At 57.4% G+C, this 19,398-nt stretch carries 16 protein-coding genes; 6 read left to right on the forward strand and 10 right to left on the reverse strand.

Annotated elements, in window-relative coordinates; all coding sequences use genetic code 11:
- Nucleotides 1-177 precede the first annotated feature (177 nt).
- On the reverse strand, nt 178-2,028 hold the full coding sequence (gene ilvB / locus VB780_RS20905) for a biosynthetic-type acetolactate synthase large subunit (protein ID WP_323353114.1): 1,851 nt from the start codon (nt 2,026-2,028) through the stop codon (nt 178-180).
- A 254-nt stretch (nt 2,029-2,282) separates the two neighbouring features.
- Complete coding sequence (locus tag VB780_RS20910; protein ID WP_323353115.1) at nt 2,283-2,897, reverse strand: hypothetical protein; 615 nt, start codon at nt 2,895-2,897, stop codon at nt 2,283-2,285.
- A gap of 490 nt (nt 2,898-3,387) precedes the next feature.
- Here VB780_RS20910 and VB780_RS20915 point away from each other — a divergent pair, with 490 nt between their 5' ends.
- The 6 genes from VB780_RS20915 (at nt 3,388) to VB780_RS20940 (ending at nt 10,580) form a co-directional block, all read left to right on the forward strand.
- Nucleotides 3,388-3,744 (forward strand): late competence development ComFB family protein, encoded by a 357-nt coding sequence (locus VB780_RS20915; RefSeq protein ID WP_323353116.1) that lies wholly within the window; start codon nt 3,388-3,390, stop codon nt 3,742-3,744.
- 152 nt (nt 3,745-3,896) lie between these two features.
- Nucleotides 3,897-5,507 carry a HAMP domain-containing sensor histidine kinase gene (locus VB780_RS20920; protein WP_323353117.1) on the forward strand — a complete coding sequence of 537 codons (1,611 nt, stop codon included), beginning with the start codon at nt 3,897-3,899 and terminating at the stop codon, nt 5,505-5,507.
- Between the two features lie 357 nt (nt 5,508-5,864).
- A complete protein-coding gene (locus tag VB780_RS20925; protein ID WP_323353118.1) occupies nt 5,865-6,653 on the forward strand; it encodes an aspartate/glutamate racemase family protein in 789 nt (262 codons plus the stop codon).
- Nucleotides 6,654-6,781: 128 nt separating this feature from the next.
- On the forward strand, nt 6,782-7,675 hold the full coding sequence (locus tag VB780_RS20930; protein ID WP_323353119.1) for an ABC transporter substrate-binding protein: 894 nt from the start codon (nt 6,782-6,784) through the stop codon (nt 7,673-7,675).
- A gap of 16 nt (nt 7,676-7,691) precedes the next feature.
- On the forward strand, nt 7,692-8,972 hold the full coding sequence (locus tag VB780_RS20935; protein WP_323353120.1) for a dicarboxylate/amino acid:cation symporter: 1,281 nt from the start codon (nt 7,692-7,694) through the stop codon (nt 8,970-8,972).
- 144 nt (nt 8,973-9,116) lie between these two features.
- Complete coding sequence (locus VB780_RS20940; protein ID WP_323353121.1) at nt 9,117-10,580, forward strand: cache domain-containing protein; 1,464 nt, start codon at nt 9,117-9,119, stop codon at nt 10,578-10,580.
- A 24-nt stretch (nt 10,581-10,604) separates the two neighbouring features.
- Here VB780_RS20940 and VB780_RS20945 read toward each other — a convergent pair whose 3' ends face one another.
- From VB780_RS20945 to psaA, 8 genes are all read right to left on the reverse strand, one after another.
- Entirely contained in the window at nt 10,605-11,156 is a 552-nt protein-coding gene (locus VB780_RS20945; protein ID WP_323353122.1) for a dihydrofolate reductase family protein, read from the reverse strand.
- A gap of 45 nt (nt 11,157-11,201) precedes the next feature.
- Nucleotides 11,202-12,071, reverse strand: coding sequence for a class D beta-lactamase (gene blaOXA, locus VB780_RS20950; protein ID WP_323353123.1), 870 nt, complete (start codon nt 12,069-12,071; stop codon nt 11,202-11,204).
- Nucleotides 12,072-12,144: 73 nt separating this feature from the next.
- Nucleotides 12,145-12,558, reverse strand: coding sequence for an MAPEG family protein (locus tag VB780_RS20955; RefSeq protein WP_323353124.1), 414 nt, complete (start codon nt 12,556-12,558; stop codon nt 12,145-12,147).
- A gap of 169 nt (nt 12,559-12,727) precedes the next feature.
- The gene (locus VB780_RS20960) at nt 12,728-12,898 is read right to left on the reverse strand and encodes a hypothetical protein (RefSeq protein WP_323353125.1); all 171 of its coding nucleotides are present in this window, start codon (nt 12,896-12,898) and stop codon (nt 12,728-12,730) included.
- 8 nt (nt 12,899-12,906) lie between these two features.
- A complete protein-coding gene (locus VB780_RS20965) occupies nt 12,907-13,395 on the reverse strand; it encodes a DUF1772 domain-containing protein (RefSeq protein WP_323353126.1) in 489 nt (162 codons plus the stop codon).
- 65 nt (nt 13,396-13,460) lie between these two features.
- A complete protein-coding gene (locus VB780_RS20970; RefSeq protein WP_323353127.1) occupies nt 13,461-14,093 on the reverse strand; it encodes an FMN-dependent NADH-azoreductase in 633 nt (210 codons plus the stop codon).
- Between the two features lie 566 nt (nt 14,094-14,659).
- The gene (gene psaB / locus VB780_RS20975; RefSeq protein WP_323353128.1) at nt 14,660-16,888 is read right to left on the reverse strand and encodes a photosystem I core protein PsaB; all 2,229 of its coding nucleotides are present in this window, start codon (nt 16,886-16,888) and stop codon (nt 14,660-14,662) included.
- 122 nt (nt 16,889-17,010) lie between these two features.
- Nucleotides 17,011-19,305 (reverse strand): photosystem I core protein PsaA, encoded by a 2,295-nt coding sequence (psaA, locus tag VB780_RS20980; RefSeq protein ID WP_323353129.1) that lies wholly within the window; start codon nt 19,303-19,305, stop codon nt 17,011-17,013.
- Nucleotides 19,306-19,398: the final 93 nt, after the last annotated feature.

Consider the following 19,398-nt stretch of genomic DNA (forward strand, 5'->3'; position numbering starts at 1 on the left):
TGAAAAATTTGAGCTATCAGCCCGCGAAAACTGACCAGAACCGGGCCAGGATTGACTCAATTCAACGAAACCATTGATTGGGCCGCAGGTTTGAAGATTAAATCCAAACCCTAAAGTCGCTCTTGGCGGCGGTAGTTTGGATCCCAATTTTCTCTCTGTTGATGGTGGTGCTAGGGGCTATAGCTTCGTGCCGCACTCGGCGCAGAAGTTGCTGGTTGAGAGGTTTTGGTGCCCACAGTTGACGCAGGGGGCAGGCCCAAGGCTGCTGCCTGTGCCGTGCACCTCAGGCAGGCCAATCATTTGGTGGTTGCCTTTACCGGGAGCCACCATGGGGTAGCAGTTTTCGTTGCGGCGCACGCGCACATCGAGCAGTACAGGGCCGTCATGGGCCAGCATAGCCGCTACAGTTGGGGTGAGCTGGTCGCGATCGCGCACCACCATGCCTTTGATGCCATAGGCCTGGGCCAATATCTCAAAGTTGGGCATACCCACTTCCATATTAGAAGAGGAGTAGCGCTCGCCATGGAAAGCCTGCTGCCACTGGCGCACCATGCCCTGCCAGCCGTTGTTCACAATCACCGTCTTGACGGGGATATTGTACTGGGCCAGGGTGCCGAGCTCTTGCAGGTTCATCTGAAAGCTGGCGTCACCGCTGATGCAGATCACCGTTTCGTTAGGCAGCGCTACCTGCACCCCCAGGGCGGCGGGCATGCCGAAGCCCATGGTGCCTAGCCCAGCGCTCGACACCCACTGGCGGGGGCCATTCTTTAGAAACTGCGCTGACCACATTTGGTGCTGCCCCACATCGGTGGTGAAGTAGGCGTGGGGAGCCTGAATGGCGAGTTCGTGAATGACTTCTTGAGGCGATAGCTCGTCGGGGTAGGTGGGCACGACCAGGGGATAGTCGCGCTTCCAGCGATCGATGCGATCGCGCCAGGCCGCCGTTTGGTTGGGGGGCGGCGGCTGGCTCTCTTCTTCTAGGCGGTTGAGCATAGTGGTCAGCACCTGCTTCACGTCGCCCACAATGGGCACCTGAGGAGCCCGGTTTTTGCCCACCTCGGCGGGGTCAATATCGATATGGATGACCTGGGCGCGGGAGGCAAACTCGTCTAGCTTGCCGGTGACGCGATCGTCAAAGCGAGCGCCTACCGCGATCAGCAGATCGCACTCGCTAACGGCAAAGTTGGCGTAGGCGGTGCCGTGCATGCCCAGCATGCCCAGTGCCAGGGGATGATGTTCGTCAAAACAACCCTTGCCCATCAGCGTGGTGGTCACCGGAATTTGAAAGTACTCGGCCAGCCGCAGTACCTCGGGATGAGCCCCAGCAGTGATAGCACCGCCGCCCACATACAGCAAGGGGCGCTCACTCTGGCGCAGCAGGCGCAGGGCTGGGTTGACCTGGCGCGGGTTGCCCTTGACGGTAGGCTTGTAGCCGGGCAGATTTACCTGGCCAGGCTCCACGGGCACGTAGTCGAATTCCGCCAGGCCAATGTCTTTGGGAATGTCAATTAGCACTGGGCCAGGGCGACCGGTCTGGGCAATGTAAAAGGCCTCCGCTACCATGCGCGGAATCTGGTCGGGGGTGCGAGCAACATAGGAGTGCTTGACCAACGGCAGAGTAATGCCAAAAATATCGGTTTCCTGGAAGGCGTCGCTGCCGATCGCATGGCTGGGCACCTGACCCGTAATCACCACCATGGGAATTGAGTCCATCTGGGCGGTAGCAATGCCGGTAACCAGGTTGGTAGCCCCGGGGCCAGAGGTACCAAAGCAAACGCCCACCTTGCCGGTAGCGCGGGCGTAGCCGTCGGCAGCGTGGGCACCGCCCTGCTCATGGCGCACTAAAATATGACTAATGCCCCCGGCGGCTTCGGCGCGGTACAGCTCGTCATAGATTGGCAAAATAGCCCCACCCGGATAGCCAAAAATATGCTCTACCCCATGCCGTCTAAGGCTGTCGATCAGGGCAAAGGCACCAGAGGCGCGGCGCACGAGAACACTGTTAGGAGCGGCAATGGGAGTCGTCATAGCGGCGGGTGCTGGAGTTGGGCTAGGGCTAGGGTGCATTGGTTAAAGAAGAAAACAAAATCAGACCATTTCCTCCCTTGGGCCATACGGGCAGTGAATCGAACCACCGCCGCTGCTTTACAGGAATCGTGTTGCTAAATGCTGTTAAATGAAGAACATTTCCTCCCATATTAGCAGCAGAGGCCAGGGTGATTGTGGCGATGGAGCCCACTTTAGGCCGCTGGTTATGGGGTGTTGATATTCGGCATGTTCGGTTAAAAGGGGCAGGCGGTGTAGTGGTCGATGGCCTGGCGCGATCGCAGACAGAGAAAGTCAGCGGCGGTTGAGGGCTGCGGCGCTTCCCCTGGGGCAACGGCCCAGCCCATTACCGCTTGAGGCTGCTGCCACAGGTGCACATGGGGCACTGGCGGGTCGGCATAAAAATCTATCTCCCCCGCGCCTAGCCAGCGCGAGGTGTCGTGGGTCGTGCGATCGTGACTGAGTCGATACAGGGGTACCTCGGGGTCACGGGGGACTCCCCACCCATCCACCATTAGGAGGCTCAGAACTGGGCCCCGATGGCGCTGCCAGTGAGTCGCCAGCGCCGCCGCCCCCACGCAGCCAGCGCTAAACGCCCAGATGATTAGCGCTGGCGGTGCGTCCTCAGCGGTGGCGCTGTCTAAATCAGCTTTCGAGGGGGCGATCGCAGCAGGTGTTTTTATAGAGTTCTGACTCAATGCGATAAAGCTGTCTAGAGTCTGGCGCAGCGCAAAGGGCGAAAGCACACCTAGGCCATGCTGGGGCGCACAAATAACCTGAGTCTGCTGGCTTAATGCCTCATCTCGAGCGATGGTGGCCAAAATCTGTCCCGTGGCGCTAGGCGCATGCATTCCTCCACATACCAGCAAAACAATCTGCCGCAACACTACCGCCTTACCACAGTCTTGATTGATCGGGGCAATCTCTGCCAAAAAAATACGCAATGTAATAGCTAGGAGAATAGCACTCCTGCTAGAAACAACAACGATTGAGAAACGATTCACTTTGCGTAGTTTTCATAATCATTGGAAAGAGAAAAATAATTTTTTTCTAAAACTTAGATAGGGCGATCGCCATTGGCACGCATATATAGGGAATATCTAAGGTCAATTGGGAGGTGCTTTGCCACAAAGTTAGAGCATGTCTGGTTCCTGGCTTTAGCCGTCGCTTCAAAACAATCCTTGAGCTGAGCTGGCCTATTTGGTGAACTTACTGAACTAATTTTTTTAACTCTTTAATCTTGCTTACAGACTTTTCTTAGCCTATTTAGGCTGATCCCTAGCCTGAGAGTTAAGTGCCCATTCCTGATCTTGCTGCCCAACCCCCTGGAGTTTTGTTCAAATGACTCAAACGATTGTCAACCTGACTTTACCGATCGTAACAGATAAGATTGACGATATCTTGGCGGCCTATCCGCTCTACGAATATCGCCAGGTTTTTGCTGTTCCTGAACTACGACAAAAACTGACGGCCTACGTTTTAGCTCGACTGCCGGTGGTCTATGTCACCATGGACAGCAGTACTGTCAGCGACATGACATCGTCGGGGCACTGCTATTCTTCTGAGCAGCACAATCAGATCAATCAACTGATTCACCAGGGCCTTGAGGCTCTGCTGGGCCGTCCTGAAACCTGGCACCGTCGTCCCAGCGCTGAATTGGTCGAGGCTGAGCCAATTCCGTCAAGCTGGTTTGGCTAGGGATGGCCGGGTTTCCGTTCGGTTCTACCCATAGCCCATTCGATGCTGAGGGCGTAGTCTCGTAATAGATGTTGGGTTGCCTGCTATAGGCAATCTGATAGCCGTGGCTCAGGTGCCGCAGCTGGCCTATTGCAGAGACAGGTGACCTCTTGGTGCAACAGTTTCTACCCCTCAGCTCACTGCTTAGTGGACATCAAGCCGCCCCTGGGGCGGGGGTGGCCGACTGGAGTCGTGGAACGGCGCTGGGGTTTCTTGGGGGTGGTTCCATCTCGCTGCCCCAGGCTCAGATGCATGCCGAGCAAGAATGGTTGGGCGGCCTGGCCGCGCTGATTAGGCTTTTGCTAGAATTGCCCCTAGATTCAGTGCCCCCGGAGGCTAAGGCAAATGCCCTGTCGCCGCTGATGGGCAGCGTGTTGTCGGGGCCGTTTCCGGTGCTTCCCGATCGCCTCATGGGGCAGCGGCTCTCCCACTGGCTGCTGGTGCCTGAGCAGTTAGAACAAATCTTTTCAGTGACGCGGCCTCTCCTGTCAGGGCAGGGCAAAGGGGCGACCCCAAGCTCCGCCTGCGATTTACAGATGGTACCGCTGACCGGTAACGACCCCCTCGTGGGGGAGCGATTTTGCCTGCTGCTGACCCGGCAGTTTAGTGGGCTGCTGGTGTTGGGCTACGACGATAGCGGACTGCCCCAGTTCCAGTTTTCCTTTGACCCCGAGGTGGTGGAGCAGGGCTGCCAGAGACTGCGCGATCGCGTTCTAGCCACCCGCCCGCCGCTGGTGCCAGCTCTAGACCGCCTGATTGAGCAATTTCCGCCGGTAGAGCCCGACTATCGCCTGGTAACGCGCTACAGCCATTTGCTGATGGCCCAGCTGCGTCAGCGTCCCCATAGCGATGGGGAGGTTGAGACGCACCACTCGACTGGGAGCATGTCGACCCTGGCGCTGCCCGCCCGCCCTACCGCAGCAGCCTTTCAAACCGACAGGCCCTCTCACTTTGAGTCAGGGCTTAAGGGCAGTGCCTTTGCCGGGTCAGAACCTCCGCCTACCCCAGAGAGCAGCCCCGATACTGAGCTGCTCAAGGCGATGGCCCACGAAATTCGTACGCCCCTGACCACGATTCGCACGCTGACGCGATCGCTGCTCAAGCGCAAAGACATTGGCGACGAGGTGGCTAAGCGCCTGAAGCTGATCGATCGCGAATGCACCCAGCAGATCGATCGCTTCAGCCTGATTTTTCGGGCGGTGGAGCTAGAGACCGATCGCGCAGCCAGACCGCGATCGCCCCTGTCAGCCATTTCTCTTAACCAGCTGTTTGACGACGCTATTCCTCGTTGGCAGCAGCAGGCCAGTCGCCGCAACCTGTGTTTGACAGTGAACGTGCCCCCCTGCTTGCCCATGGTCAACAGTGACCCGGCCATGCTCACCCAGGTGCTCACTGGGCTAATCGACCGCTTTACCCACAGCCTGCCCCCCTACAGCCACATTGAGCTGGCGGTAACCCTGGCTGGGCACCAGCTCAAGCTCCAGTTTCAGTCGCAACCGCCCGAGGGCAGCGATCCTCAGCCCAAGGACGATCCCTTTGCCTCGCCCTTTAAGGCGCTGGGCCAGCTACTCATGTTTCAACCCGAGACGGGCGGCCTGAGCCTCAACCTCAACGCCACCAAGAATCTGTTTCAGGCCCTAGGCGGCAAGCTGATCGTGCGCCAGCGTCCTCAGGCCGGAGAAGTGCTGACAGTATTTTTGCCCTTAGAGACTAAAACGCTGTAGATCGTTTACCGAGTGTCCCCTAGGGAGTGCCCCTTGGAGACGCTCGGTAAACGATCTACGGAAGCTATCTTTTTAGACGCAACCGTAATTGTTCGGAGGTAATGGCTCAATTCTTGGAGCCAGTGAGCAGAGAGTATAAATTCTTGGCTAACGTGCTCAATTCTGCCCCTTGCCGCTGCTATTAAAGGGAATTTCCTGGGCAATCTCAGGCAAAGCCTTGGCGGGCTTTAGCCCAGCTTTGTCCTGTCTGCGAATACTGCCGCAGGGGTGCTCTTCCCTAATCAATGGGTGCCGACTGGCGGGGGCATAGCACCCCGCTGGATTCCGTTGCTGACCCAAGCCTAATCAAGGATCTCTATGACTGCGCCGCTACCCTGTCAGGATCGCCAAGTCGCTGTACCAGGGATTTTAGGTGGCCTTGGCCCGATGGCCCATGTGCAGTTCGAGCAGCGGCTCATTCAGCGCAATGTCAGCCGGGGGGCTAAGGGCGATCAAGACCATCCGGTGTGGCTGTTGGTGAATGGCACCACAATTCCTAACCGCACTGAGAGTTTGCAGGGCACCGGGCCAGACTGTGTGCCGGGTTTGGTGCGCTATGCCCAGATGCTGGAGCGAGCGGGAGCCAGCTTTTTGGTGGTGACCTGCAATACAGCCCACGGATTTTACGACCCGGTACAGGCCCAGCTCGGTATTCCCTGGATTCACCTGATGGCCTGCACCAGTAGCTACATCCACCAGGCCTACCCCACGGTACAGCGCATTGGGGTGCTGGCCACTGACGGCACGGTGCAGTGCGGTCTCTACAGCCGTAGCCTGAGCCAGATGGGGCTTACTCCCATGGGTTTTGAGCTTAGCTCTCCCTGGCAAGATTTGGTGATGCAGTCGATCTACCATCCCGATTGGGGAATAAAAACCACAGGGACTCAGGTATCTACCAAAGCATTGACCGTACTAGAGCAGGCGACGGGCTGGCTCAAAACCCAAGGGGCCGAGGTGGTGATTGCAGGGTGCACAGAACTGTCTGTGGCTTTTGCACAAATGTCATCGCCGCCGCTGCCCTGGGTGGATCCGTTAGAGGTGGTGGCCGATATCACCCTGGATCTGGCCTGGGGGGTTCGTTCTCTGCCGCTCTGGCAAGTTGCTTAGGAGAAAGAATGGTGCAGACATTGACTGTGATTCAGACCGCTGTTCTTTTTAGAAAAGTGGTAGGGAAGAGGGGTGGCTGGTGGTTAACGCCGCTAAGGCTTGGCTTAGTTCTGCTGCTCTGCTTAGGTATGACTTTTGGAGCCAGCAATATCGCCCAGGCGGCACCTAGGGCTTCTGCTGGCGCTACGGCTACTCGCACGGCAACCACTGGGTCTACCCAGGCCCGAGCGGTGGCTCCTACCCCCGCACCCTCGCCCGCAATGCCGCCGGATATGCAGCGAATTTTAGATCGGGGCAAGCTGACAGTAGCGGTGCTGGGCCAAGACAATGCTCCGTTTTTCATGCAGACGAATGAACAACTTGGCGGGTTGGACATTCAACTGGCCCGCGCCCTGGCCGACCAGCTAGGGGTGAGTCTAGACATTACCCGCTCGGCCCAAACCTTTGACCAGGTGGTGGATACGGTCTATGGCCAGAAGGCTGACCTGGCGATTTCTAAGATTAGCCGCACCCTCAAGCGGGCGCAGCGGGTGCGGTTTTCGCGACCCTACCTGCGCATGCGCCAGGGGTTGCTGGTGAACCGGCTGCAAATGGCGGAGCAAACCCAGGGGCGATCGATAGTCGAAACCATTCGCGATCTGCGGGGCCAGGTGGGGGTGATTAAAGGGTCATCCTACGTGGGGTTTTTGAAGCAGAAGTTTCCCCAGGCCGCCATCGTGGAGTACCCCACCTGGGAAGACATTGTGGAGGCCGTGGTGCGGGGCGACATTTTGGCCGCCTACCGGGATGAGCTGGAAGTGAAGAAGGTGGTGCGCACCCGGCCCGACGCGGCGCTACAGCTGCAAACCATTGCCCTCACCGATACTCAAGATTCTTTGGCGGTGGTGCTGCCCTGGAGCAGTGCCCATCTACTTGCCTTTGTCGATCAATATCTGGACACCCTGATGGCTCAACCCACCGTAGATACGGTGCTGGATGAATACGCCGCCTATTGGGCTGCCCAAAGCCCGCCGCAACCGTAGTTTTTGAACGACACCCATGGTTCCTCTGAAAGCCTATATTCCCCGCCGGGTTTCGATTGAGTGGTTGCGCAGCCCCTGGGCTATTTTGATCAGCGGCGGCTTGGGCGTGTTTATTGGCACTACCCAGCCCCAGGTGGCGCTGTGGATTGCGCCCTTTGGCACCCTTTACCTGGGGCTGCTGAAGATGTGCGTTCTGCCAATTTTGCTGGCGGCCATTACGAACAGCCTGGGGCGACTGATGCAGAGCCACGATGCTCGGCAGTATGTGCAGCGCATTCTGGTAGTGTTTCCGCTGAGTTTGCTGGGGGTGAGTGCGATCGCCGCGGCGATCGCCGCCCTGGCTGGCCCGGGCCGCAACCTCACCACTGATACTCTGCAAACGCTGGGGGTGCTGGTCAACCAGTCGGGCGTCGATTTAGAAATGGCCCTAAGCGGCCCCCTGCCGGAAGCCTCTGGGAGCGACGTTGGCACCCTGGTCAACAGCATGGTGCCCGACAACATTTTTGCGGCCCTCAGCGAAGGTCAAACCCTCAAGGTGCTGCTGTTTGCCATGATTTTTGGGGTTTCACTGGGTTTGGTCAAAGCCTCAACCACGGCGGCCCTCTTCGATACCCTCGACAGCCTTTACCAGGCGTTTAACAAAGTCATCCACGGGTTGACCTATCTGCTGCCCTTTGGCCTGTGCAGTCTGTTGGCTTATCAGCTCTCGCAGGTGGGAATTGAGGTACTGCTGTCGATGGTGGATTTTGTGGTGGTGGCGATCGCCACCTTTGCCCTGGTCTATCTAATCAGCACCCTAATTATCTGGCGGCGATCGGGGACTGGGCTGTGGCCCACCTTACTGGCACTTAAGGACCCTACCATTCTCTCGCTGGCCACCTCTAGCAGCCTGGCTTGCCTGCCCGCCGCCATCACTAGCCTCAGCGATAACCTAAAATTCAACCCGCAAACCACGAACCTGGTAACGCCCCTGGCAATTACCCTGTGCCGCTTTGGCTCAGTGGTGTATTTCGCCTCAGCCACATTATTTGTGGTGCAGCTCTACCAGCGCGATTTAGGCCTGGCCGGTCTGGGCATAGTAATTGTGGGCTCTATTTTGGCGGGTATGGCCACGTCTGGGGTCACGGGCATTCTCACCCTGACCATGCTGGGCCTAGTGCTGGATCCTCTCAAGCTGCCCTTAGAAGCCGTGCTCGTTCTATTTATTGCTATTGACCCGCTGATGGATCCCTTTCGCACCCTGGGCATTGTACATACGGGGATGGCGGCGACGGCGCTGGTGGCAAGTCGGGAGTGAAGCAGTGGGTGCGTGGGTGAGTAGGTGCGTGGGTGAGCGGCCCCCTATGTTTTCTCACCTCGTCTCCCCCCGACCCTCTCCACCTACCATCCACTCACCTACCCTACCTACTCCATTCACCCACCTACTCCACTCACTACCCCCATGCCCCTCCGTCTGCCCAAACCCCCCGGCCTCAAAGCTACCCTCGTTGGAGCCATGCTGCTGACTGTGGGGATGACGGCGGCGATCGTTTACGTGCCTTGGTCGCTGGTATCAAAGCGCAATATCGACACCATTGTCGATCAGGTTAACCAGGAGATTACCCTGGGTACCTCCCAAGAGGTGGAGAAGCTGTTCAACAACGCGGAGTCGGCGCAGTCGCTTTTAAACAGCAGCCTGGGGCAGAATTTGATTGACCTCGCGAATCCTCAGGATCGGGAGCTGTTTTTGCTCAGCGTGCTGCGGGCCAACCCCAACTTTACTTGGGTGCAGTACGGCGAAGCCAGCGGCGATTTTTTTGGCGCTCAGCGCACCCCTGATGGCAAACTGCACTTTCACCTGCGCGATTGGGATGAGAAAAGCCAAACTACGACGGCTACGGTTAACACCTACACCGCTGAAGCCCAGGGGCTAACCCCAGAGGGCACTGAAACCTACAAAATGGAGCCAGCGTTCTTTGCCCCCGATCGCCCCTGGTATAAAAACGCGTTAGCGTCTCCTCAAAAGCGGGCCTGGACGGTGTACGTCTACCGTACAACCCAAACCCCAGGCATGGATGCCACTACGGCTCTGGTCACCCCCCAAGGAGACGTTTGGGGGGTGATTGGCATCGGTATTGAGCTAACTCAGCTCTCCCACTATTTGCAGCAGTTAAAGGGTAACCACAGCGGCGAGGCCTTTATTGTCAATGCTCAGCAAGAGTTGATTGCCTCTACCGACGTGGCTGAAGTGATGCCGCCCCAGGGGCAAGATTCCGCTGAACCTCATCTCCAGCAGCTGGAGACGGTAGAAAACCCGCTGCTAAGAATTGCCAGCCAAACCCTGCGAGATCAGAGCATTGACCTGGAGGGGTTAACCGAACTACAGCGATTTGCCTTTAAAGACCCGGCCACGGGGGAGCGCTATTTGATCTCGTTTACCCCCCTAGAGCAACTGGACTGGGTCGTGGGTACGGTCATACCAGAGTCGAGCTACCTGGTAGAGATCAACCGCAACAAGCGCATTCTGCTGGGCGTGATCGCTATGTTTACAGGGCTAACTGCTGGGGTGGCGGTGCTGATGGCCGATCGCCTGATTGCTCGCCCGGTGCTCGGCATTGCTCGCACGGCAGCCGCTATTGAGGCTGAGAAGTTTGAGCTGGGCCAGCTCGGGGCGATCGCCTGCCGCACCGACGAAATTGGCCAGCTCGCCCGCGTATTTGACCGCATGGCCCAACAGGTCTACAGCCGCGAACAAAAGCTGAAGCAGCAGGTGCGCGACCTCCGTATTGAAATTGACGAGGCTAAGCGCCAAAAGCAGGTGCAAGAAATTGTTGAAACTGATTTCTTCCAAGATTTGGTAGCTAAAGCCCAGGTGCTGCGCGATCGCAACAGCAAAACCGCGATCGCTGAATCTAAAAACTCTTGATCGCTTGCATTATCCGGTCTCCATTTATTTGCCTGGAACCTGGTAGTGCAATTCCACAAAATTGTGGCCATAGGTTTTGGCTGACAGCAGCTTTAGGGGCGGATCGACCCGCAGCGGAAACAGGGGAGCGCCGCCGCCCAGGGTGACTGAGGCAATCTGGACAACGATTTCATCGAGCAGCCCAGCGTCGTAGAACTGGCCCGCCAGATCGCCGCCGCCGACGATCCACACATTTTTGTCGCCGGCGGCGATCGCCATCTCCCGGTGAAAGGGCTTGACGTCGCCGCTGACAAAGCGAACATCGGCATTCTCAATCGTCGGCAGCAGGCGCGAGGTGAAAACCCAGGCAGGCACTTTGTAGGGCCAGATCTGGGGTTTGTCTGCCTCAGCCGAAAAATCGTGGTCGTAGATCCACTGGTAGGTGGTGGAGCCCATGGCGATCGCCCCCACGCCCGCCAAAAAATCATCAAACGTGTTCGGCTCTAGCTCGCCAAACTGAAACAGCCAATCGAGAGAATTGTTTTCATCGGCGATGAAACCATCCAGGCTGGTAGCCGTGTAATAAATGGTTGTCATGGCGAATTGTGCTCCCTCACGGTATTGAGTCAGGGTTTAGGTACGCTACAAAAGATTTAGGCTTTCAAAGCAGCGGCGAGTTAGCTCAAGGCGGACTGGGGCATCGGCATCACTGCGAATGTCTATGTTGGTGGCAAATAGGTAGACGTTTTCCCCCTGTTCTAAATAGCCAACATACCAGCCAATTTGGGGTTGATCGGGCTCCCCCAGGCCTGCCCAGCCGGTCTTGGCCCGCAACGTATAGTCGGGGGTGCGCTCGGCAATCATGATGTCTTTTACCGTAGCCGTCACCTGCTCAGAAAAAGGTAATTCGTTGCGGTGCAGACGCTGTAAGAACTCGATCTGCTGCTGGGGCGTAATCCGCAGGTCGCCCTCTAGCCAGAAGCTGTCGATCGCATCGGGGCTGCCGATGGTTTGGTTGCCGTAGCCCACTTTGCTGACCCACTGCTGCATGCGATCGTGCCCAACCCGCCGCGCCAGCACCTGGTAGAACCAAACGGCAGATAGGTTAAATGCCCTGCGCAAGTTCAAGTCCTGGTTCCAGGCGGGGATCATCCGCTCGATGCCGTCCCAGGTGAGCACCGCCACATCGTTTGGGATCACGCCAGTTTCGAGCGCAATCAGCGAGTTGAGAATTTTGAAGGTAGAGGCGGGCAGGAAGGCCTGGCGGTTGCGATCGCGGTTGTGCTCATAGGTCACGCCCTGGTTCACGTCGTGGATGAGGATTGCCCCTTCCACCCCTAGCGCTTGAAAATGTTGAGCAAATTGAGCCTCTATAGATGCTGCCGATGCTGCTGGCTGGGTGGTTGGCGGTGCGATCGAGTCCCCGCTGGACTGAGCCGCAATAGGCAGCATCGGGATGGCTACTAAGCCGCCAATGGCCAACCCCAAGCACCATTGATAAGTACGATCCACAATATTGATCTCCTAAGAGGGCAAATTTCATGGGCGCAGTTAACTTTACATAGTACCTGGGTACTTGTCTACCCTATGCAGGGCTGAAGACAGCTAGGGCTATCAGTGCTGTGAGGCAAACAAACTGAATTCCTAAGCTGATCAGCCGCCCGTTGGGGTTCAAGCCCGCCATGTGAATGCCGGAATGCACCAACCGTGCTGCAATATAGACGCCCACTAAGGTGTCAACGGCAGCCCCAGAAACACCGCGCACAGTCAGCAAAACGACGACGCCTAGGTATAGCGGTAAATTTTCCACCAGATTGGCCTGCACTCGATAGAGCCGCCACAGCAGGCTGGTATCGTCAGGCGTCCCAAAATCTTTGGGCGAACCACCCTGGGAAAGGTGGCGGATTCTGACAGCAAGTAGCAGGACGACAACGGCGATCGTCCACAGCATAAAAATGACCAGGCCCCAGAGCGGCACCGTCATAGCTAAAACAGGCATAGTGTTTCTCCGGTTGCTAGTGAATCCCGCAATCTAAATTGATGGTTAGAGTGGCGCCCCATGGGCATGAGCCAGCGTGTCAATAATTTTTTCCCTAATCACAATGGTTGAATTGGGCGTTGAGTGGTTGAGAAATTTTGGTGTAACGCCAATCAAACTAAGACTGTTACTAAAGGCTTGCCCAAGCGGACGAGGGTAGCGTTCCACCCGACGATATGACGCCCAATGCTTCGTGCTTGCGGCGTTCTTCGACGGTGAGGGGCAAAATTTGCCGGGTGAGCCTGGCTTGATTACCTAAATCGTCAAACAGGATCGTTGCCACCGAATGGGTGGTGGGCATTGCCTATGTCACGGGATGAGGGAGAGGGTGAGCAATGCCGCTGCCGCCAGGGCTGCCACGGTACGAAGGTGGTTCCACAGCGTCCAGTTGGTCAGGTATTTGGCCCAGAGGGTGGCCCCCTCGGCGCTGGCTGGGTTGACGGCGGCCAGCGCGTCGTTGAGCGGCACGTTGAAGGCGATGGTGACGAGAATGGTGCCCAGCAAGTAGAGCAGACTGCCGAGGAGCAGGTACTTAGCGCCGGGCTGATTTCCTTTAGTAAGCGAGAAAACGACTAGTCCAAGGCAGCCCACGGCGGTGCCAAACAACACCCCCATAAACCAGGGGTTGATGACGGTGATGTTGATCGACTGCATGGTGGCAATGCCTTGGGCGGGCGGTTGCTGGCCCAGGGCTTGCATGACAAAGGTGGAAAAGGCGAAGAAGGCACCCGCGACCAGCCCGCAGCCGAGGGCGGTGCAGAGTTTGAGAGTGAAGAATCCAGAATCAGTAAGGGGCATGGCATCTCCTTAGAGTGAGGCGTAGGGGGTGCGGCGAACCATCGCACCCCCGTTCAAAATCCAGATCACGCGGCTACTAGCTGCGCCACCTGGGCCTGGGCCGCCGCAATGGATGCGGCCAAACTTTCGCTGCTGTGCTCGTCGTTCTCGACATGGATGAAGGTAATGTCGGTGATGCCAATGAATCCAAAGGCGACCCGCATGTAAGGATCTTGGTGATTCATGTGGCCATAGCGCTCGCCGGGGCCAAAGCCTGAACTGCCTCGCGCCGTAATTACGAACATTTTTTTGTCTTTGAGCAGCGGCTTGTAGGGGTCTTCGGCATCCTCATAGTCGATGGCGAAGGTGCGGCCAATGCGCACAATTTGGTCAATATAGGCTTTGAAGGTGCTGGGCACGCTGAAGTTGTACATGGGGGACCCCACGACTAAAATATCGGCGGCGATCAGTTCGTCGACCAGGCGATCGCTCACCTTCAGAGCCTCTCGCAGTTCTGGGGTGCGCTGCTCCTCCGGTGTGTAGGCTGCGACGATCCAGGGTTCATCGACATGGGGTACGGGCTGGCGACCCACATCGCGGTAGGTGACGGTGTCGTGGGGATGGGTCTGCTGCCAGGCTTCGACAAATTCGCGGGTCATGCGGCGAGAGTGAGAGCGATCGCCCCGCGGACTAGAATCAATCTGTAGAAGGTGGGCCATAGAGCCTCCAAGTCAGTACCCGTTTAGCCTAGGAAACCTGGCAGTTGGGGCGCTATTTAATTCTTGGGGGCGCTATCAAAATCTTGCGGCGAACTGGCGACTAATCCAGTAAGACCATTGTAAGGACGCACGTTTTAGAACTACAGGCATCAGCCAGGTAATCGTAGGAATTAAAATCCAGGGTTGACCTGGTGTTGTCTGTGCTGGAGCGAAAAGAGTAAAAGTCCTGGCTCAACTACCCCGAAGAACCAGGACTCTTGAGAAGCGGAGAGTCTCCATCCGTCTCAAGGTTAGGAGGTGGCAGAGGGCGATCGTAGGGAGCCGCTCACCCACCTCAGATTATTCAAAATGCTCAAAGAAGACTCGCAATCTAGGTCAGTAGTTGTGTGGCTAGGGTTTGATCCCCCCATCGCCCCTTCAAAGAGGGGTACTGGTTGGTCTTAGACGAGAATCTGCCCCTTTGTTTCAGGGGGCTTTTACCAAGAACCTATGCCAAGAGACTCTAGGGGAATCTCCAGGGGTGTAGGGTGGGCAACGCCCACCCTACGAGGAATTAGCTATCCCAGTTAGCCAAATCGGCTAGAAGTCGAGGCGATCAAGAAGGCGGCGTAGGTCAGAATATAGCCCACCGTAAAGTGAGCCAGACCCACAACCCGTCCCTGGATAATCGACATGGCAACGGGCTTATCCTTCCAGCGAACCAGGTTCGCCAGGGGAGTGCGCTCGTGGGCCCAGACCAGGGTCTCAATCAACTCCTGCCAGTAGCCCCGCCAGGAGATCAAGAACATGAAGCCTGTCGCCCAGACCAGGTGTCCGAAGAGGAACATCCAGGCCCAAACCGCCAGATTATTCATGCCGTAGGGGTTGTAGCCGTTGATTAGCTGCGACGAGTTCAGCCACAGGTAGTCTCGGAACCAGCCCATTAAATAGGTTGAACCTTCGTTGAACTGAGCCACGTTGCCCGACCACAGCGTCAGATGCTTCCAGTGCCAGTAGAAGGTCACCCAGCCGATGGTGTTCAGCATCCAGAACATCGCCAGGTAGAACGAATCCCACGCGGAGATGTCGCAGGTGCCGCCCCGACCAGGGCCGTCGCAGGGGAAACTGTAGCCGAAGTCTTTTTTGTCAGGCATCAGCTTCGAACCACGGGCATCCAGCGCACCCTTGACCAAGATCAGAGTGGTGGTGTGCAGGCCGAGGGCGATCGCATGGTGAACCAAGAAGTCGCCAGGGCCGATGTTCAAGAACAGCGAGTTACTGCTGCTGTTGATGCCATCTAGCCAGCCGCCGAGCCACACATTGCCGTGATTAGGCCAGGCTGTCGTCGCAATGCTGTCCGGGTTGGATAGGAGAGTATCCATGCCGTAGATCAGCTTGCCGTGGGCCGCTTGAATCCACTGGGCAAAGACCGGCTCAACCAGAATCTGCTTTTCGGGGGTGCCAAAGGCGACCACCACGTCGTTGTGCACGTACAGGCCCAGGGTGTGGAAGCCCAAGAACAGCGACACCCAGCTCAAGTGAGAGATGATCGCTTCTTTGTGCTCCAGCACGCGGTAGAGCACGTTGTTCTGGTTAGCCGCCGGGTCGTAGTCACGGACCAAGAAGATGGCTCCGTGAGCAAAGGCCCCCACCATAATGAACCCAGCGATGTACTGGTGGTGAGTATACAGAGCCGCCTGGGTCGTGTAGTCCTTCGCGATAAAGGCGTAGGCCGGCATGGAGTACATGTGCTGCGCCACCAGCGACGTCACCACACCCAGGCAAGCCAAGTGCCAGGCCAGCTGGAAGTGCAGCGAGTTGTTGTAGGTGTCGTAGATGCCCTTGTGACCTTCACCCAGCAGGCCGCCAAAGGGTGTGCCTTCGGGGGGACGGTGGGCATTCATGATGGTCTTCATGTCATGACCAATACCGAAGTTAGTCCGGTACATGTGGCCAGCCACGATGAAGAGCACCGCGATCGCCAGGTGGTGGTGAGCAATATCCGTCAGCCACAGCGCGTCAGTCTGGGGGTGGAACCCACCCAAGAAGGTGAGAATCGCCGTCCCGGCCCCGTCGCTGCTGTTAAACACGTGGTTCGCGGTGTCTGGGTTCTGGGCATAGACCCCCCACTGGCCGGTAAAGAACGGCTTCAACCCGGCGGGGTGAGGCCGCACCGACAGGAAGTTATCCCAGCCCACATGCTGACCCCGGGCTTCGGGAATAGCTACGTGAATCAGGTGACCCGCCCAGGCCAGGGAGCTGACCCCAAACAGACCCGCCAGGTGGTGGTTCAAGCGCGATTCCGCATTTTTGAACCAGGCCAGGCTAGGCCGAAACTTGGGCTGCAGGTGCAGCCAGCCTGCGAACAGGAAGACCGCCGACAAAATCAGCAAGAACATGGCACCGCCGTAGAGGTCGGCGTTGGTGCGCATGCCGATGGTGTACCACCAGTGGTACACCCCAGAAAATGAGATGTTAACCGGATAGTTGGCCCCGCCCTGGGTGAAGGCATCCACAGCGGGTTGGCCAAATTGCGGATCCCAAATCGCGTGAGCGATCGGTTTCACGCCCAGCGGGTCTTTAACCCACTGCTCAAAGTTGCCTTGCCAGGCGACGTGGAACAGGTTGCCCGACGTCCACAAAAAGATGATTGCCAGATGGCCAAAGTGCGAAGCGAAAATCTTTTGGTAAAGATTCTCCTCCGTCATGCCATCGTGGCTTTCAAAGTCGTGGGCCGTGGCAATCCCGTACCAGAGCCGACGCGTGGTCGGATCTTGGGCCAAGTCCTGGCTAAATTTTGGGAATTTAGTTGCCATGAATCAAAACAGGTTTGATGTACGAATGGGTCAGAAAACGCAATTCGTGAAATTCGGTGGTGTGGGTTGGTAGTAGGGGCACAGCATGCTGTGCCCCTACGGGAATCCCATGACCAAACGGGTCATCCCACCGAAATTATCCTGGCCAGGAAGAAGGCCCACGTCGTGGCAATCCCCCCCAGCAGATAGTGGGCCACACCCACGGCCCGACCTTGGGTGATGCTCAGGGCACGAGGCTGAATGGCCGGAGCCAGCTTCAGCTTGCTGTGCGCCCAAACGATCGATTCGATCAGCTCTTGCCAGTAGCCGCGACCGCTAAACAAGAACATCAGGCTGAAGGCCCACACAAAGTGCGCTCCCAAGAACATGAGCCCGTAGGCCGACAGAGCCGACCCGTAGGAGCCAATCACCTGAGAAGCCTGAGCCCACAGGAAGTCGCGCAGCCAGCCGTTGATCGTGATGGCGCTGGCCGCAAAGTTGCCGCCGGTAATGTGCGACACCCCGCCATCGGGCGAGACCGTACCCCACACATCCGACTGCATCTTCCAGCTGAAGTGGAAAATCACAATAGAGATGCAGTTGTACATCCAGAACAGGCCTAGGAACACGTGATCCCAAGCGGAGACTTGGCAGGTGCCGCCTCGGCCCGGCCCATCGCAGGGGAACCGAAAGCCCAGATCGCCCTTGTCGGGAATCAGTCTGGAGCTGCGGGCAAACAGCACGCCCTTCAGCAGAATCAGCACGGTGACGTGGATGGTGAAGGCGTGGATATGGTGCACCATGAAGTCGGCTGTCCCCAAGGGAATCGCCGCCATGGCTACCTTGCCGCCAACGGCCACTAAGCCGCCATCAAACACCGGGCTCACGCCAGCGAGGGCATTGGGCGCAGTATTGCCCGCCGCCGCTCCGTGAATACCTTGGATCCACTGAGCAAACACTGGCTGGAGATTGATTGCCGTGTCAGAGAACATGTCCTGGGGTCGTCCCAACGCCCGCATGGTGTCGTTGTGGATATACAACCCAAAGCTGTGGAAGCCCAGGAAAATACAGACCCAGTTGAGGTGCGAAATAATCGCATCCCGGTGGCGCAAAACGCGATCTAGGTTGTTGTTGACATGCACCGAGGGCTCATAGTCACGCACCATGAAGATGGCCGCGTGGGCTGCTCCCCCCACAATCAAGAAGCCGCCAATCCACATGTGGTGGGTAAACAGCGACAGCTGGGTGGGGTAATCCGTCGCGAGGTACGGATAGGGAGGCATGGAGTACATGTGCTGGGCCACAATGATGGTGAGGGACCCGAGCAGGGCTAGGTTCCACGCCAGCTGGGCATGCCAGGAGGTCGTGAAAATTTCGTACATGCCCTTGTGGCCTTCGCCAGTAAAGGGGCCCTTATGCGCTTCCAGCACTTCTTTGAAACTGTGGCCAATGCCCCAGTTGGTGCGGTAGAAGTGGCCAGCCACAATGAACAGAACGGCTAGGGCCAGGTGGTGGTGAGCCGTATCTGACAGCCACAGCCCGCCAGTTTGGGGGTTGAGCCCACCCTTAAAGGTGAGGAAGTCGGCATAGGCTCCCCAATTTAGGGTAAAGAAGGGCTTGAGACCCTCGGCAAAGCCCGGATACAGGTCTATCATCAGGCCCTTGTTGAGAATCCACTCGTGGGGCAAGGGTATAGCCGCCACTGAGTCGATGACTCGACCGCCAATGGTTAAGGGTCGCCCGGCATCGATCGCATCGAGGCAAGCATTCACCGGCAGCGACACGTGGATCTGCTGACCGGCGTAGCCCAGACAGCCGAGGCCCAGCAGCCCAGCCAGGTGGTGGTTCATCATCGATTCCACGTTCTGGAACCACTCCAGCTTGGGGGCGGCCTTGTGATAGTGGAACCAGCCGGCAAACAGCATCAGACCCGCCATCACTAACGCCCCAATGGCGGTGCAGTAGAGCTGGAAGCCGTTGGTAATGCCGTTGGCCCGCCACATCTGGAACAACCCAGAGGTGATTTGGATACCTTGGAAGCCGCCGCCCACATCGGCATTGAGAATTTCTTGGCCAAAGATGGGCCAAACCACCTGGGCACTGGGCTTAATGCCGGTGGGGTTGGTTAGCCAAGCCTCGTAGTTTGAGAACTTGGCACCGTGGAAGTACATGCCGCTTAGCCAGATAAAGACGACGGCTAAGTGGCCAAAGTGAGCACTGAAGATCTTCCGCGAAATATCTTCTATATCACTGGTGTGACTGTCAAAGTCGTGGGCATCGGCGTGCAGGTTCCAAATCCAGGTGGTGGTTTTGGGCCCCTTGGCCAACGTGCGGTCGAAGTGGCCGGGCTTACCCCATCGCTCAAATGAGACGGGCACCGGATCTCTATCAACCACGACCCTGACTTTTTGTCCCGGTTCAGGGGGACTTATGGTCATGGGACTCTCCTCTCTTCTACTCGAAAATACAGAGCGGATAAAGGCGCTTCCTACTCGATAGACGGCTATAACCTGAGTCTATAGAAAGCTTAA

Origin of the sequence: Leptolyngbya sp. CCNP1308, assembly GCF_034932455.1 — a bacterium.
Taxonomy (GTDB): domain Bacteria; phylum Cyanobacteriota; class Cyanobacteriia; order Phormidesmidales; family Phormidesmidaceae; genus Nodosilinea.